A 15,531-nucleotide genomic window follows, 5' to 3' on the forward strand; every position below is an offset into this window, starting at 1 on the left:
GGCGCACCCATGACCCGCTTTGCAATCGCAACGGCCACCGCAATCGCGATGGCCGCCGCAACCGGCACAGCCATGGCCGAACCCGTCTGCAAGGGGGATATCCTGTTCCAATGCGCGACTGGCGAGCGTGAATATCGCGAACAGATCACCGTCTGCATGAACGGCGGCCACTACAGCCTGAACCGCCACCGTCTTGCGACCGGAGACCCGTTTTACGACATCCCCCTGATCGCGGATGCCGATACGACGTGGTTTCAGTGGTCAGAGGGGGATGTGGCGCGCCTGGAACTGGGCTTCTGGCACACGGACATGGGTGAGCCCGTGACATTGCACCTGCGTCTGCCGTGGGACGATCTGGCCGAAGAGGTGATCGCGGGTCAACCGGTCGATATGTGGCTGCAATCCCCGCATTGGCGGCAACGGGTGGATCAGACCGTGTGCCATGCCGACACCGTCTATGCCGATCCCGAACCGCTCTGGTCGGCGCAGGTGGATCGCGGCCCGATCGGCGCATTCTTTTCGCAGGACGTCATCACCCCACAGATCGACACGGTCGGCATTGCCCGCGTGTCAAATGTGCCCGAAGGGTCAGAGGGCCTGCCGGTCTATGCCTCTGCCCGGCCGCGTTCCGACACGCCGGTGTGGTGGATGCTGCAGCCCATGCAAGACGTCGATGTGCTTGCCCGCGAGGGGGCGTTTATCGCCGTCGCCCTTCCGACCGGCGGGATCGACACCTGCACGATCCGCCCCGAACAGATTGGCCACCCCTATACCGGCCCCTGCGCCACAGGATGGGTGGATGGCGCGTTCCTGAAACGCATCCAGTAACGGCGCAATTATTAGGAGATCGACAATGAAAACAGCGTTCACAACCGCCCTTTTCCTCTGCATAGCAACCTCGGCCAGCGCCCTGTGCGAAGACGCGTGGTACCTGCGCAACCTCGCCTTTGACCGCGCGGGGTATTGCTTTGGCTCGACCTTGGGGCAATCGGTGTTTGACGCCGAGTGCTCCACCAAAAGCCCCGTTCTGGACGACTGGGACCAAGCCATGGTCAACGCCCACAAAGACATTGAGGCGCGTAATGACTGCGCCGTGAACACCGGTTCGCGCAGCCTCAATTCGTCCCTGATCGGCAAGCTTGAGGATATCGACCTGCTGCCGACCCTGTCCGAGTTCGAATCCGCCTGCATCGGCTACACCGGCGCGCCCGTCACCATGACAAGCGGAATCGGCCAACAGATGAGCTATCCCGTCGGCACGATCACCCCCGGTGACACTGTGTTTTTCCGGTTCGAGGGCTGGGGCGATTACGTCTTCGTGGAAACCGACACGGCCGTTGGGTGGGTCCCGCTGGAGGCCGTGACCGATCAAAACTGTGAGGTCTTCGCAGGCTAATCCATCGTGCAACGGGACCGCGCGCTGTGGTCCCACCAAAGAGAATTGAACATGCGTTTATTTAGTATCGCCGCCACTGTGGGCCTAATCGGGTCGGCCGGTATGGCATCGGCATTTTGCGACGACATTCTGGCCACGCAGGTCCTGTGCCTGACCGAAGAGGCCGAGGAAATCAAACTCTGCGCCAGCAGCCACCCCGAGACCGGCGCGCCCGCGCTGGAACTCTACGTCACGCCCTCGATTTCGGATGGGCCGATTGTGCAACTGGCCGCCGAGACGCCCTTTGGCATGACCCCGGGCACGGGCGGCTATCCGTGGGACGTGTTTGAATACACCTTTCTGCATGAGGGCGGGCGCGCGGTTCTGGCGCTGAAGATGCCGATCGGGTCCACGGACACCGCCGAGGCGTCTGTCTGGCTGGACCTGTTCGGGCGGGGCACCGCGCCAGAGCGGACCCTGTCCTGCATGACCCCTGCCCTGTCGGCCGAGGTTCAGAACCTGATGGACCTGCGCGGGGTGTCGATGAACACTTTTCGCACCGGTCCCAGCGGCGACAGCGCGCCCTTTTACCAACCTCAAATGCCGATCACCGGCGCCAGCCCCTATGGCAGCTATGACTGTCGTGAGGTCGGTGCCGTGCCCGCCAATGAGGGGACCGAGAACGGGCAAATCGCCCTTTACGCCGCCCCGCAGGACGATGCGGCGATCCTTGGCTATGCCTTCCCCGAAGACTTGGGCAATGCGTTTGAATGCGCCTATCGGGACGGGTTTTCCGGCGTCATCTGGGGCGATCCGGACAAGGGCGACGGCGCGGGCGGCTATATGGCCGAACTGGATTATGACGCGCGTCTGGCGGCCTGTGCCCTGACGCCCGAGGATTGGCCGGCGGACATGGCCTATTTCGGCAAATGCTCAAGCGCGTGGATCAAAGAGGCCAATATCGCGGGCTTTGGCGGCTGACCACGAACGGGGCGCAAGCAAACCTTGCGCCCCTGCCCAACGCGACGTCACCCTGTGACGGGCCCAAGAACGGGCCGCAATTGCCCTATAAGTTTCCGGCCAATGACCGTCAGCAGACATAGGTAGAAGTGTTTGCAAGGGCCGTAACCCATGACCGATAACGACATTCCGCAGTTTTCCCCTGAGCAGGTGGCGCAGGGGCGCCAAGTCCATGACCTGATCATCGGGAACCTGTACCAGACGCTCTTGGGCGCGTATTCGTCGGTGTTCACCGACTGGACCGACCTGCCGCCCGGCCTCTACGAGCAAGAAGAGCTCAAGTTCAAGCGGATCGTGGTTGGCGACTTTTCCGATGACTACCTGCGCGATCAACGCGTCATCGCGCGCAACATCGCGGAAACCATCGACTATCGCGGATACCTGTGGGGCTATGCCTATTACACCGGTGGCCTGATCAACAGCCTTGTCAACGCGGCCGAGGAACAGGGCATCACCGGCGCGGACCGTGAGGCCAAAATTCAGGCTCTGTTGTGCGGCGTATTCGTGGATGCGAGCGTGGCGATGGAACAGTTTTTCGAGAAACTGATTGACGACAACGAACGCCAACGCGCCGAATTCGACCGAGAGCGCGAAGCCGAAAGCGCGGCGGACGCCCACGCGATGAAAGAACTGGGCGCCGCCCTAGAGGCGCTGGCCCAAGGCGATCTGACCCACGATATTCCCGACCTGCCCGAAAAGGTGTCGGCGGCCAAACAGCACTATAAGGCGGCTACCGTTTCCCTGTCCCATGCCTTGGGGTCTGTGGCGGATACGGCGGCGGCGGTTGATGGCGACGCGGGCGAGATTTCCGACGCAATCAAGGCGCTGGCCGAACGCACCGAGGTTCAGGCGCGCACGTTGCAGGAAACCACCGGCTCGATGGACGACATCAACAAGAACGTCCAGCGCAACTCGGACTTTGCCGGTCAGGCCCGCAGCGGCGCCGAAGAGGCCCGCACGCTGGTCACTGGGTCCACCGCCGAAATGTCCAGCGCCCGCGAAGCCATGAGCAAAATCGTCGACAGTTTCAAATCCATCAGTCAGGCGATTTCGGTCATCGACAACATCGCCATGCAAACCAACCTGTTGTCCCTGAACGCCAGCATCGAGGCCGCCCGCGCAGGTGAGGCCGGTCGCGGCTTTAGCGTCGTGGCCCAAGAGGTGCGCGCGCTGGCCTCGCGGTCTATCGAGGCGGCCAAGACGATCCGCGACGTTCTGGAAACGGGCGCGCAGAACGTGCAAAACGGCGAGAACCTGCTAGGGAAAACCAACGAAAGCCTCGAACAGACCGCCGAAAAAGTATCGGAAATTGAGGCACTTGTGCGCGAGATTTCATCCAACGCCGATGCACAGGCCAACCGTATCGCGTCGATTGACCGCGCGATGCAAGAGCTTGGGAATATGACCCAGCAGAACGTCGAAATGGTCGAAAGCACAACCCAAGGGGCCGCGATGCTCAAGGAGCGCTCGACCCAGCTGGGCACGCAGATCGGACAGTTCCGGATTCAGCGACTGAATCCCGAAACCCTGTTGCAGGCGATGGCGCGCGCGGGCTAGGCCAAGCGCTAGGGCCGATTGGCCCTAGCCGCGAAAGCCGGTGGCGACCACGAATTTTTCGGAACTGTCGGAGCGACTGGCAGGGGGTTTGACGTTCACGACCTTGGTGAAGCGTTGTTTGAGCAGCTTTTGCAGCTCACCCTCGGCGCCACCGGCCAGAACCTTGGCCACGAATGTACCGCCCTCTGACAGGACGTCGAACGCGAAATAGGCCGCCGCCTCACACAGGGCGACAATGCGCAGGTGGTCGGTCTGTTTGTGGCCCGAACTGGCCGCCGCCATGTCCGACATCACCACATCGGCCCCACCGCCCAGCCATTCCTTGACCTGTGCATCGGCGTCGTCTTCCATAAAGTCCAACGCATAGGTCTGGGCCCCTGCAACCGGTTCGATCTCGCGCAGGTCGACGCCCAGAACGGTGCCGACGGCCTTGCCCTTTTTCTCACCCAAGGCGTTGACGCGTTTAACCGCAACCTGACACCAGCCCCCCGGCGCACAGCCAAGGTCCACCACCCGCGCACCCGGCACGAGAAAGCGGAACTTGTCATCCAGTTCGAGGATCTTATAGGCCGCGCGACCGCGATAGCCGTCCGCCTTGGCGCGGCGCACATAGGGGTCGTTCAACTGCCGCTCCAGCCACAGGGTCGAGCTGAGCTTGCGACCGCGTGCGGTTTTGACCTTGACCCTCAAATCGCGCTGACCGCGCCCGCTGGTGTTTTTTGCCATAGTCCTACGGGCCCGCGGGCCCCTCTTTGTTATTCAGTATGATGTCCCAAACGGGACAGTTGGGGTGCCGTTTAGAACGGGCCGTCCTCTAGGACGCCATCGGCGCTCATCTGCGCGTAAAGCAACCCCTCGCGCAAGCCCCGATCGGCCACCGATAGGCGGTCCGTCGGCCAAATCCGCAACAAGGCCTGCAAGATCGCCGCGCCCGACATGATCAACGCATGCCGGTCCCGACCGATGCGCGGATCGCGCCGCCGTCCCTCGGGGCCAAGCGTCAGATACCAGCGGATAACCTTGTCGATCTGATCGCTGGTCATGCGCAGCCCGTCCACCTTGTTCCGGTCATAGCGTTTGAGACCAAGGAACGAGGCCGCGACGGTGGTCACTGTGCCACTGGTGCCGATGATCTGGAACCCTTCGCGGGCCTGTTCATGGGCATAGGGCGAGAAATCCGCAAGATTTTCCTCAAAAAACCAGCTCATCAGCGCAAACCGCGCCGCGTCGTCGTCGACATCGTTGAACTGATCCTTCAACGTCGCGACGCCCAAGGGGACGCTGATCCAGTCGACCACCTTGGCGGCGGGGAATGGGCTGTCGGTGGTTTTGAACCCAGCATGCAAACGCATGATCGCGCGTGGCCGTTCGTGGCGCGGCACGGTCGACAGGTCGATCCAGACCAGCTCGGTCGAGCCTCCGCCGATGTCCACCACCAGCAACTGTTCGGTCTTGGTGCTCACCAACGGCGCACAGGACACAACGGCCAGACGCGCCTCTTCCTCGGGGCGGATGATTTCCAGCCGCAGACCCGTTTCATGTTTCACCATACGGATGAAATCATCGGAATTGCGCGCACGGCGACAGGCCTCGGTCGCGACCAGACGCATGCGTTTGACGTTATGCCGGTCCAGCTTGCTTTTGCAGATACGCAAAGCCTGCACCGTACGCCCAATGGATGCACGGGACAATTTGCCAGACGCCTCCAGACCGGCGCCCAGTTGCACCGATTTGGAAAAGCTATCGACCACATGAAACTGACTGCCCTTGGGTTGGGCGATCAGCATGCGGCAACTATTGGTTCCCAGATCCAGCGCGGCGTAGAGGTCCGCGGGATCGGGCTTTTTCGGCGCGGGGGTTTCGACCGCTTTGGGAAACGCGCCCGCACCTTTGGGACGCTTGGGCGCCATAATCACGCCCTCCATTTCAAGTTGCCTCCAATCTATGCACAGAACCCGCCCTAAGCAAGCACACATGAGCACCGCCCCTGTGCAATCACGAACCGCTTCATAACCTTGTTGAGAATTTTTCACGCTGCCCCCTGTGGCTGGGGATCAGGCGTTTGTGTATGAAATGCGCACCCAAGGTCGCAAGTTCGCATCGGCATGTCGAAAACCGACACCGTGAACGCCATTGCGCGCCCTACATGTGGAAGACAGGAAACAGGGGAATCAGATGCCCGACGTGACAATCGTATACTGGCGCGACATTCCGGCCCAAATCATCGTCGGCAAAGGCCGTCGTGGGTCCAAACGCGTGCTGGCCGAGCGGTTCGAACAGGCGATTGACCGCTGTGCGATGAAGATCGGTGCGCGCGACAGCGACGCCTATCTGGCCGAATGGCGCAAGGCTGCGCCCTATTCGGTCGAGGGGGACAACCCCGAGGACATCGCCACAGCCGAAGCCGCCCGACTGGACGCCGAATACGATAACGACCGTCTCAAAGCGCTGATCGCCAATTCCGGATGGACCTGAAATCTGCAACCCGGCTTTGGGAGAGCGCAATGGCACTGTTGAAATTCAAACGTCGCGAAGACGCCGCGGCACCGGTCACCCCCGAGGTAGAGGCCCTGCTGCAAGGCTATTCGATTGAGGTGATGCCGCGCACCGCCGCCAAGGTCGAGAACTTTCGCGAGTTGCTGCCCCAAGGCACCCGCGTCTACATCGCCCACATCGACGGCACCCCGATCGAGGAAATGATCGACACCGCGCGCCGTCTGGCCCGCGACGGGTTCAACGTCATGCCCCATTTCCCCGCGCGCATCATCAAGGACCGCGCGACACTGGCCGAATGGATCGCCCAGTATCGTGGCGAGGCCGATGTGAAACAGGCGCTGTTGCTGGCCGGTGGTGTGTCCAACCCCGTTGGCGATTTCGAGAACTCGTTGCAACTGATGGAAACCGGTCTGTTTGACGGGTTCGAGCGTCTGCACGTCGCCGGTCACCCCGAAGGCAACCGCGATATCGACCCCAAGGGCGGCGACGAACAGGTTATGGCCGCGCTGCGCTGGAAACAGGCGTTTTCGGAACGCACCGACGCCAAGATGGCCATCGCGACCCAGTTCGCGTTCGAGGCCGGTCCGATCATCGAATGGGCCGACCGTCTGGCCGCCGAGGGCATCAACCTGCCGATCCATCTGGGCGTTGCGGGTCCGGCGAAACTGCAGACCCTGCTGAAATTCGCGATTGCCTGTGGCGTGGGCCCGTCCCTGCGCGTGTTGCAACGCCGCGCCAAGGATGTGACCAAACTGGTCGTGCCGTTCGAGCCGACCGAGCTGATCAACGAACTGGCCTCGCATAAGGCCGCCAACCCGAACTTCGGCGTTGAATCGATCCATTTCTTCCCGCTGGGCGGGATCAAGACCAACGCGACCTGGGCCATTGAAAATGGCGGCTCTGCCGCTGTTCCGGCCGAGACCGCCTAACCCGACGCCTAACCCAAGGACCTTGTTATGACCCGTACCGTCATCGAATCCCAAACCAAGACCGTCACCATCGGTTTCGACGAACCGTTCTGCGTGATCGGTGAGCGGATCAACCCCACGGGCCGTAAAAAGCTGGCCGCCGAGCTTGAGGCCGGTGATTTCAGCACGGTCGAAAAGGACGCTCTGGAACAGGTCGCCTGTGGCGCGATGGTTTTGGATGTGAACGCGGGCGTGGTCTATAACTCGAACCCGAACCCGAACGAGACCGAACCGCCCCTGATGACCAAAATGATCGAAATGGTTCAGGGTCTGGTCGATGTGCCGCTGTGCATCGACAGCTCGGTTCCCGGCGCGCTAGAGGCCGGTCTGCAGGCAGCCAAAGGTCGCCCGCTGCTCAACTCGGTCACGGGCGAAGAAGACCGTCTGGAACTGGTTCTGCCGCTGGTCAAGAAATACAACGTGCCGGTTGTGGCGATTTCGAACGACGACACCGGTATTTCCGAAGACCCCGACGTGCGCTTTGAGGTCGCCAAGAAAATCGTGGAACGCGCCGCCGATTTCGGCATCCCCGCCCATGACATCGTGGTGGACCCGCTGGTCATGCCCGTTGGCGCGATGGCCTCGGCTGGTCAACAGGTGTTCACGCTGGTGCGTCGTCTGCGCGATGAACTGGGCGTGAACACGACCTGTGGTGCGTCGAACATCTCGTTCGGTCTGCCCAACCGTCACGGCGTAAACGCGGCGTTTCTGCCGATGGCGATTGGCGCGGGCATGACCAGCGCGATCATGAACCCCGTGCGTCAGGTAGAGATGGAGGCGATCAAAGCCGCCAACATGCTGATGAACCACGATGCGAACGGGGGCGAATGGATCGCATTCAGCCGCGTTCTGGATGCGGTGAAAGAGGGCGCAACCTTCCCCGAGGCCGCCAAGGCTGCCCAAGCATCCGGGGCTGGTGGTCGCGGCGGTCGCCGTCGCCGCCGTGGTTAATGCCGCATTAACCAATGCGTATTAATCCAAGGGCATGTACCTGAATGCTCGTGACATCCCAGACCACCCGTGGGTCGCGCAGATTTTTAGTTCAAAATCTGCGCGCGGCGGGGGCATTGTGCGCCGCAGTCTGCGGGATGTCGAACGCGAGATCGGGTATGGTCGCTTGGAACTCGAAGTCCGCCGTCGCGGCTATCATATGGTTCAATCGGGCGACCAGATTGTTATCTTCTGTACGTCTGAGCCATTGCGGATCATCTGTTAATTTGCAACGTGGTGCAAAACTCTTCGCCGAAGAGTTTTGCCTCCCAGATTTTTCGTCGAAAAATCTGGCAACCGACGGAACAAGACGATGACAACAGACACCCAAGCCAAAGTCATTTTCACCCCCTCCGGAAAACGTGGCACTGTACCCGTTGGCACAACAGTCCTGTCCGCCGCCCGCTCTCTAGGCGTCGATCTGGACAGTGTCTGTGGCGGACGTGGTATCTGTTCCAAATGCCAGATCGCACCATCCTACGGCACGTTTTCCAAGCACGGGGTGACCGTCGACGAAAACGCGCTGTCCCCGCAAAACGCGGTTGAGGATCGCTATGACCGCATTCGCGGGTTGAAACCCGGACGGCGTTTGGGCTGTCAGGCGCAGATTCTGGGCGATGTCGTCCTCGATGTCCCTCCCGAAAGCCAAGTCCACCGCCAAGTCGTCCGCAAGGCCGCCACGGCCCGCGCTATCACCATGGCCCCTGCGACGCGTCTCTATCTGGTCGACGTGGCCGAGCCGGATATGCACAGCCCCACCGGCGATCTGGAACGTCTGCGCGCCGCGCTAAAGGCCCAATGGGACGTGGCCGAACTGTCTGTGCCAAACCACATCCTACCCCGATTGCAGCCGATCCTGCGCAAGGGCAAATGGCAGGTGACCCTTGCCGTTCACCACGACCACACCGGGACCGCACCGCAACTGATCGACCTCTGGCCCGGGTTTTACGAGGGAGGCCTTTTCGGCCTTGCTGTCGACCTCGGCTCCACCACCATCGCCGCGCATCTGTGCGATCTGAGCACCGGCGCAGTGGTGGAAAGTGCGGGCATCATGAACCCGCAAATCCGGTTCGGTGAGGACCTGATGAGCCGTGTGTCCTATGCCATGATGCACCAAGGTGGGGATCGCGAAATGACCGCCGCGGTGCGCGAGGCGCTGAACGATCTGGCGAAATCCCTCTGCGCGGACGCGAACATCGACCCGCAGTCGGTTGTAGAGTTGACCGTGGTCTGTAACCCCGTGATGCACCACCTGCTGCTGGGGATCGATCCGGTTGAGCTTGGCCAAGCGCCCTTTGCCCTCGCCGTGTCGGACGCCGTGAACATGGCGGCAACAGACCTGAACCTCGGCGCCGTCAACGCCGGAGCGCGGACCTATATCCTGCCCTGCATCGCAGGGCACGTCGGGGCGGACGCCGCCGCCGTCGCCCTGTCCGAAGAGCCGCAGAAATCCGAGGACCTTGTCCTGATCGTGGACGTCGGCACCAACGCCGAAATCCTGTTGGGGGATCGCAACCGCGTCTTGGCCTGTTCCTCGCCCACAGGTCCCGCGTTCGAGGGCGCCCAGATCAGTTCGGGCCAACGCGCCGCGCCGGGCGCGATTGAGCGCGTGGAAATCGACCCCGTGACCAAGGAGCCGCGGTTCCGCGTGATCGGCAGTGACCTGTGGTCCGATGATCCGGAATTTGAGCAGGCCGTTGCCACAACCGGCATCACCGGCATCTGCGGGTCAGGCATTATCGAGGCCGTCGCGGAGATGCGTATGGCGGGCCTTTTGGATGCCTCGGGCCTGATCGGCGGGGCGGAGCAAACCGGCACGCCGCGCTGTATCCCCGAGGGCCGCACGCATGCCTATGTCCTGCACGACGGGCGCGCTGAGGGCGGCCCCCTGATCACCGTGACCCAAGGCGACATCCGCGCGATCCAGCTGGCGAAATCGGCGCTCTATGCCGGGGCGCGCCTGTTGATGGATGAAATGAACGTCGAACGGGTGGACCGCGTGGTTCTGGCCGGTGCCTTTGGCGCGCATATCAGTGCCAAACACGCCATGGTTCTGGGCATGATCCCCGACGTCCAACTGGATAAGGTCAGCAGCGCAGGCAACGCCGCCGGTACGGGCGCGCGTATTGCCCTTTGCAACATCGACGCGCGCCGTGAGATTGAGACCGTCGTGCGCCAGATCCACAAGATCGAAACGGCGATTGAGCCGCGTTTTCAAGAGCATTTCGTCAACGCGAACGCCCTGCCCCACGCGGTGGATCCTTTCCCCGAACTGGCCAAGGTCGTCACGCTCCCGAGCCCGTCTTTCAACGCCCATGGCGGCGATGATGAGGGACGCGGGGGACGTCGTCGTCGTCGCGCGCGGTAGCGTGATCTGACCGAAAGGCCAGTGTAATATGGCTCAATTCAATGTGACCACGGGTTTGTGAACCGATCCCGTGGTCGCCCCGTACTCCTCTACAATCGGGCCAAACACGGTACCGACAGTAAGAGGAGACGACCAATGAAAACCACCATCATTCGCACTGCCGCAATTCTGGCCATGGGCACCGCAACCGCCGCGATGGCCAATGTTCCGATCGTGGGCGGCGCGCCGATGCCCGCCACGAATAACATCGTTGAGAATGCCGTTCAGGCCGACAACCTGACCACTCTGGTCGCCGCCGTTCAGGCGGCCGATCTGGTCGACGTTCTGGCGTCCGAGGGTCCTTTCACCGTCTTCGCGCCCGTGAACGACGCCTTTGCCGCCCTGCCCGAGGGCACGGTCGACACCCTGCTGCAGCCCGAGAACAAGGATATGCTGACCAAGATCCTGACCTCGCATGTGGTGGCCGAGGACCTGTCGGCGGAAACCATCATCGCCCGCACCAAGCACAGCACCGATGGTTTCTACCACTTTAACGCCGTGTCGGGCGATGCTCTGTCGGCGCAGGTCAAAGGCGGTAACGTCTACATCTATGACGAGAGCGGCAACGCCGCCATGGTCACCACCGCCAATGTCGATCAGGCCAACGGCGTGGTCCATGTGATCAACGGCGTTTTGCTGCCGAAATAAGGTGTGATGCGGGCCGGTCGAGAAATCCCGACCGGCCCGTTTTCCCCGCTTGACCTTGGGGGCTGCATTATCTATCTCAAAACGCACTGCGGGTGTAGTTCAATGGTAGAACGGCAGCTTCCCAAGCTGCATACGAGGGTTCGATTCCCTTCACCCGCTCCAAAATCCCCTAGATTTCAGATTGTTGCGCGCCGATGTACCGGTGCGCCTGTCCGGCCCCGCGTGCGGCGGGGCCGTTGTGGGGCTTAGCCTTCGCCGAACTGGCCGAGGTCCGCGCCAAAGTGACCTTGGACGAAATCAATCAACTGACGCGAAGACGGATCGACCGGCGCGTCGGATGTGCCCGCCAGAACGGGTTCCAGCGATTTGGCCAGCTCTTTGCCCAGTTCAACGCCCCATTGGTCAAAGCTGTTGATGCCAAGAACCACGCCTTCGACGAACACGCGGTGTTCATAAAGGGCGATGATCCGGCCCAGCATGCGCGGCGTCAGGCGCGGATAGATCAGGGTCGTGGAGGGACGGTTGCCGGTAAAGACACGGTGGCGCGCTTGGCGTTCCAACTCATCGCCCTCAAACCCGGCGGCGCGCATCATCTCGCGCGCGGTGTCCAGATCGCGCCCCTGCATCAAGGCCTGACTTTGCGCCAGACAGTTCGCCACCAACAGACGGTGATGGCGTGAACGGCCCATCTCGTTCCCCTCAGCCGCGACAAGGAATTCGCAGGGGATCACGGCGGTGCCTTGGTGGATCAGCTGATAGAACGCGTGCTGGCCATTGGTGCCGGGTTCGCCCCAGACCACCGGCCCCGACGGCACGTCCAACGTGCTTCCGTCCATCGCAACGCCCTTGCCGTTGCTTTCCATCTCTAGCTGTTGAAGGTATGCAGGAAGGCGCGCAAGTTGTTGATCATAGGGCAAAACCGCCCGCGTCCCGAACCCGCAGGCCTGATGGTGCCACATGCCAACCATGGCCAACAAAACGGGGAGGTTCTCGGCAAAGGGCGCGGTGCAGAAATGGGTGTCCATCTCTTCGCCGCCGCGCAGGAAGTCGCGAAAATGCGTCTCGCCCACGGCCAGCATCAGGGACAGGCCAATCGGCCCCCACATGGAATAGCGCCCGCCGACCCAGTCCTCGAACCCGAACACGCGCTCATCCGGAATGCCAAAGGCAGCGGTTTTGTCCAACGCGGTCGAGACGGCCGCGAATTGCGCCGCCGGATCATCCACCACCTCGGCCATCATGCGGCGCGCGGTTTCGGCGTTGGTCATGGTTTCAATGGTGGTAAAGGTTTTCGAGGCCACGATGACCAAGGTACGGGTCAAGTCCAGACCGCCCATCACCTCGGCGATCTGCGCGCCATCGACGTTGGACACGAAATGACAGCGCGGCCCGTCCGCATAGGAGTGCAGCGCGATATAGGCCATCGCGGGCCCAAGGTCCGAGCCACCGATCCCGATGTTCACCACATCGGTGATCGTGCCGCCCTGCCCCTTGAACGTGCCATTGCGCACATCCGCGCAAAACGCCGCCATCTGATCCAGAACCGCATGCACGCCGGGGATCACGTCCTGACCATCGACCATCACGGGGCCAGAGCTTGCCCGCAGCGCGGTGTGCAAAACCGCGCGCCCCTCGGTGTCGTTGATCTTGGCGCCAGCGAACATCGCATCGCGCCGCCCCGCGACATCGGCCTGTGCGGCGATGTCCAGCAGTTGGTCCAGAATGTCCTGATCGATATTGGTTTTCGAGAAATCGAACAGCATGTCCTCAAACCGCGCGGAAAAGCGCGCGGCGCGGTCCGGCGAGTCAAACAGGTCGGTGATACGGCGCGCGGAAACGGTATCGGCCACGGCGCGCAAGCTGTTCCAGATGGTCATGATTATTCTGCCCAATGCACGGTTGCTTGGCCCAGAACCGCGCAAACCGGCGCGGCATGGGGGTCATTCAGGGATTTGGCGGTGTCATAGGCGGCGCGTTTTTCGTCGCCCGTGATAAGGATATGAATATGCGGCGCGCTGGCAAGGGCGGGCGCCGACAGGGTCATGCGCGGCTCGGGCGCGCCAGGGGCCCGCATGGCGTAGAGGGGCGCGGCGTCATCGGCCAAAGCCGCCTCTAGCTGATCCGCACCGGGGAACAGGGACGCGGTATGCATATCCGCCCCCATGCCCAAAACCACCACGGACAGGGGCAGAACGGCGTTCACACCTGCGGTCAATTCGGCCAACCGATCCTCGGGCGCTTCGGCCGAGGCATAGAGCGGGATCAGGGTCGCCGCGGCGGCATTTTCGCGCAACAGACGCTGTTTCAACAGCGCCGTGTTCGACCGGTCCGAGCTTTCCTCGACCCAGCGTTCATCGGTCAGCATCACGTTGATCCGGTCCCACGGCAGATCGGCCAAGCAGAGCTGATCGAAAATCGGACCGGGCGTTGTACCACCGGGTACGGCCAGTGTCGCGCGCTCCTGCACCTTGAGAACCTCGGCCAGTTCACCGGCGATCTGCGCGGCCAAACCCGCCATCAGGGCCGCGCGGTCGGGATATGTGGCAAAGTTCATACCTTGACCTCACGCCAACGACGTCCGTCCTTGTGCATCAGCATCAAGGCATCCTCGGGACCCGAACTGCCCGGATCATAGGACACGGGGCGATCACCGCGCGCCTCCCAGCCCTCAATGATCGGATCGGTCCACGCCCAGGACGCCTCAATCTCATCGCCGCGCATGAACAGGGTCTGGTTGCCGCGGATCACATCCATGATCAGACGTTCATAGGCGTCGGGAATATCCTCGGCATCGGGGCCAAGCGCTTCTTTGAACGACATGTCCAACGGCACCTCGACCAGACGCATCCCGCCGGGGCCGGGTTCCTTGATCGTGACCTTGAGGTTCATGCCCTCATTGGGTTGCAGGCGGATGACCAACACGTTCGATTTATGGGTTTCCTGATCGCCGAAAATCGAATGCGGCGGATCCTTGAACACGATGGCGATTTCGGACGTCCGCGCGCGCAGACGTTTGCCGGTGCGCAGATAGAACGGGGTCCCCTTCCAGCGCCAGTTCGCCACGTGCAGCTTCATCGCGATATAGCTCTCGGTGCGGCTGTCGCGGTTTTCCACATCGTCGAGATAGCTCGTCCCGCCCTCGCCTGCGCCGTATTGGCCGCGCACGATGTCATCGGGTTCGACCGGATCCAAGGCACGGATAACTTTCAGCTTTTCGTCGCGCACCGCGTCCGGTTCGAACGCATAGGGCGGTTCCATCGCGATCAGGCAGAGCAGCTGCATCAGGTGGTTTTGCACCATATCGCGCATCGCACCCGATTTGTCGTAATAGCCCCCGCGCCCGCCGACACCCACGGTTTCGGCCACGGTGATCTGGATATGGTCGATGTTGCGCGCGTTCCACAGCGGTTCGAACAGCATATTGGCAAAGCGTACGGCCATCAGGTTCTGCACCGTCTCTTTGCCCAGATAGTGGTCGATGCGGTAAATCTGGGTTTCGTCGAAATGCTCGGCCAGCGTCTGGTTCAACGCCCGCGCGGTCGCAAGGTCATGACCGAACGGTTTTTCGACCACGATGCGGCTGTCCTCATCGGCGATGTGATAGGCATGCAGACGCTCGGCAATCGCGCCAAACAGCGACGGGCCAACCGAGAAATAAAACGCCCGCACCACGCCATCGCGCATCTTTTCGGCCAGTTCGTCCCAGCCATCCGTGCCCGTCGCATCGACCTGCACATAGGCAAGGCGCGACAGGAATTTTTCGATACAGGTCTTGTCCTGCTTGTCCTTGGAGACGAATTCGACGATCGCCTCGCGGATCATATCGCGATAGCCCGCATCGTCCATTTCGGAACGCGCGGCGGCGATAATGCGCGAGTCCTCGGGGATTTGGCCGTCCAGAAACCGGCGATACAGCCCCGGCAGGATTTTGCGGCGGGCCAAGTCACCGGTCCCCCCAAAGATAACCAGATCAAAGAGATCCACCGGAATGACGCGTGAAACCATTTCGCCCTCATCGCAAATTTCGTGTTAGCGCAAACAAGGCCTATTTAGCGATCAATCAAACCGCT

Annotated in this window: 14 protein-coding genes and 1 tRNA gene; 10 read left to right on the forward strand and 5 right to left on the reverse strand. The window is 61.9% G+C overall.

Translation table 11 applies throughout. The annotated features are described in order from the left end of the window. The first annotated feature begins 9 nt into the window (after window positions 1-9). From R1W00_RS08730 to R1W00_RS08745, 4 genes are all read left to right on the forward strand, one after another. Entirely contained in the window at window positions 10-828 is an 819-nt protein-coding gene (locus R1W00_RS08730; RefSeq protein WP_317262339.1) for a hypothetical protein, read from the forward strand. A 25-nt stretch (window positions 829-853) separates the two neighbouring features. Beyond that, the gene (locus tag R1W00_RS08735; protein WP_317262340.1) at window positions 854-1,396 is read left to right on the forward strand and encodes a DUF4453 domain-containing protein; all 543 of its coding nucleotides are present in this window, start codon (window positions 854-856) and stop codon (window positions 1,394-1,396) included. 51 nt (window positions 1,397-1,447) lie between these two features. Further along, the gene (locus tag R1W00_RS08740) at window positions 1,448-2,356 is read left to right on the forward strand and encodes a hypothetical protein (RefSeq protein ID WP_317262341.1); all 909 of its coding nucleotides are present in this window, start codon (window positions 1,448-1,450) and stop codon (window positions 2,354-2,356) included. A 150-nt stretch (window positions 2,357-2,506) separates the two neighbouring features. Beyond that, a complete protein-coding gene (locus R1W00_RS08745) occupies window positions 2,507-3,952 on the forward strand; it encodes a methyl-accepting chemotaxis protein (RefSeq protein ID WP_317262342.1) in 1,446 nt (481 codons plus the stop codon). A 24-nt stretch (window positions 3,953-3,976) separates the two neighbouring features. Here the strand turns inward: R1W00_RS08745 and R1W00_RS08750 are convergent, their stop codons facing one another. Together R1W00_RS08750 and R1W00_RS08755 are read right to left on the reverse strand one after the other, a co-directional pair. Continuing rightward, on the reverse strand, window positions 3,977-4,678 hold the full coding sequence (locus tag R1W00_RS08750; RefSeq protein WP_317262343.1) for an RlmE family RNA methyltransferase: 702 nt from the start codon (window positions 4,676-4,678) through the stop codon (window positions 3,977-3,979). A 71-nt stretch (window positions 4,679-4,749) separates the two neighbouring features. Next, window positions 4,750-5,862, reverse strand: a complete 1,113-nt coding sequence (locus R1W00_RS08755; protein ID WP_317262344.1) for a Ppx/GppA phosphatase family protein — start codon at window positions 5,860-5,862, stop codon at window positions 4,750-4,752. 265 nt (window positions 5,863-6,127) lie between these two features. Between R1W00_RS08755 and R1W00_RS08760 the strand changes: the two genes are divergently transcribed. From R1W00_RS08760 to R1W00_RS08785, 6 genes are all read left to right on the forward strand, one after another. After that, window positions 6,128-6,427: a virulence factor gene (locus tag R1W00_RS08760; RefSeq protein WP_317262345.1), complete on the forward strand. Its 300-nt coding sequence runs from the start codon at window positions 6,128-6,130 to the stop codon at window positions 6,425-6,427. 29 nt (window positions 6,428-6,456) lie between these two features. Then, window positions 6,457-7,377 carry a methylenetetrahydrofolate reductase gene (locus tag R1W00_RS08765; RefSeq protein WP_317262346.1) on the forward strand — a complete coding sequence of 307 codons (921 nt, stop codon included), beginning with the start codon at window positions 6,457-6,459 and terminating at the stop codon, window positions 7,375-7,377. 27 nt (window positions 7,378-7,404) lie between these two features. Then, window positions 7,405-8,367 (forward strand): methyltetrahydrofolate cobalamin methyltransferase, encoded by a 963-nt coding sequence (locus R1W00_RS08770; protein WP_317262347.1) that lies wholly within the window; start codon window positions 7,405-7,407, stop codon window positions 8,365-8,367. A gap of 352 nt (window positions 8,368-8,719) precedes the next feature. Further along, complete coding sequence (locus R1W00_RS08775) at window positions 8,720-10,774, forward strand: ASKHA domain-containing protein (protein ID WP_317262348.1); 2,055 nt, start codon at window positions 8,720-8,722, stop codon at window positions 10,772-10,774. Between the two features lie 135 nt (window positions 10,775-10,909). After that, entirely contained in the window at window positions 10,910-11,461 is a 552-nt protein-coding gene (locus tag R1W00_RS08780; protein ID WP_317262349.1) for a fasciclin domain-containing protein, read from the forward strand. Between the two features lie 88 nt (window positions 11,462-11,549). Then, window positions 11,550-11,623, forward strand: a tRNA-Gly gene (locus R1W00_RS08785). An 83-nt stretch (window positions 11,624-11,706) separates the two neighbouring features. Here the strand turns inward: R1W00_RS08785 and pgi are convergent. From pgi to zwf, 3 genes are read right to left on the reverse strand one after another with little or no spacing between them, the layout of a single operon-like run. Then, entirely contained in the window at window positions 11,707-13,341 is a 1,635-nt protein-coding gene (gene pgi, locus R1W00_RS08790; RefSeq protein ID WP_317262410.1) for a glucose-6-phosphate isomerase, read from the reverse strand. Continuing rightward, complete coding sequence (pgl, locus tag R1W00_RS08795) at window positions 13,341-14,015, reverse strand: 6-phosphogluconolactonase (protein ID WP_317262350.1); 675 nt, start codon at window positions 14,013-14,015, stop codon at window positions 13,341-13,343. The genes pgi and pgl overlap by 1 nt, the downstream gene beginning before the upstream one ends. Continuing rightward, window positions 14,012-15,466, reverse strand: a complete 1,455-nt coding sequence (gene zwf, locus R1W00_RS08800; RefSeq protein WP_317262351.1) for a glucose-6-phosphate dehydrogenase — start codon at window positions 15,464-15,466, stop codon at window positions 14,012-14,014. The genes pgl and zwf overlap by 4 nt, the downstream gene beginning before the upstream one ends. Between the last annotated feature and the right edge of the window lie 65 nt (window positions 15,467-15,531).

The organism is Rhodovulum sp. FJ3 (genome assembly GCF_032918305.1).
Taxonomy (GTDB): domain Bacteria; phylum Pseudomonadota; class Alphaproteobacteria; order Rhodobacterales; family Rhodobacteraceae; genus SAT37.

What these genes read in the sequence shown, in the direction of transcription:
- R1W00_RS08730 (WP_317262339.1), top strand. Translation starts at nt 10, where the DNA reads ATGACCCGCTTTGCAATCGCAACGGCCACCGCAATCGCGATGGCCGCC.
- R1W00_RS08735 (WP_317262340.1), top strand. Translation starts at nt 854, where the DNA reads ATGAAAACAGCGTTCACAACCGCCCTTTTCCTCTGCATAGCAACCTCG.
- R1W00_RS08740 (WP_317262341.1), top strand. Translation starts at nt 1,448, where the DNA reads ATGCGTTTATTTAGTATCGCCGCCACTGTGGGCCTAATCGGGTCGGCC.
- R1W00_RS08745 (WP_317262342.1), top strand. Translation starts at nt 2,507, where the DNA reads ATGACCGATAACGACATTCCGCAGTTTTCCCCTGAGCAGGTGGCGCAG.
- R1W00_RS08750 (WP_317262343.1), bottom strand. Translation starts at nt 4,678, where the DNA reads ATGGCAAAAAACACCAGCGGGCGCGGTCAGCGCGATTTGAGGGTCAAG.
- R1W00_RS08755 (WP_317262344.1), bottom strand. Translation starts at nt 5,862, where the DNA reads ATGGCGCCCAAGCGTCCCAAAGGTGCGGGCGCGTTTCCCAAAGCGGTC.
- R1W00_RS08760 (WP_317262345.1), top strand. Translation starts at nt 6,128, where the DNA reads ATGCCCGACGTGACAATCGTATACTGGCGCGACATTCCGGCCCAAATC.
- R1W00_RS08765 (WP_317262346.1), top strand. Translation starts at nt 6,457, where the DNA reads ATGGCACTGTTGAAATTCAAACGTCGCGAAGACGCCGCGGCACCGGTC.
- R1W00_RS08770 (WP_317262347.1), top strand. Translation starts at nt 7,405, where the DNA reads ATGACCCGTACCGTCATCGAATCCCAAACCAAGACCGTCACCATCGGT.
- R1W00_RS08775 (WP_317262348.1), top strand. Translation starts at nt 8,720, where the DNA reads ATGACAACAGACACCCAAGCCAAAGTCATTTTCACCCCCTCCGGAAAA.
- R1W00_RS08780 (WP_317262349.1), top strand. Translation starts at nt 10,910, where the DNA reads ATGAAAACCACCATCATTCGCACTGCCGCAATTCTGGCCATGGGCACC.
- pgl (WP_317262350.1), bottom strand. Translation starts at nt 14,015, where the DNA reads ATGAACTTTGCCACATATCCCGACCGCGCGGCCCTGATGGCGGGTTTG.
- zwf (WP_317262351.1), bottom strand. Translation starts at nt 15,466, where the DNA reads ATGGTTTCACGCGTCATTCCGGTGGATCTCTTTGATCTGGTTATCTTT.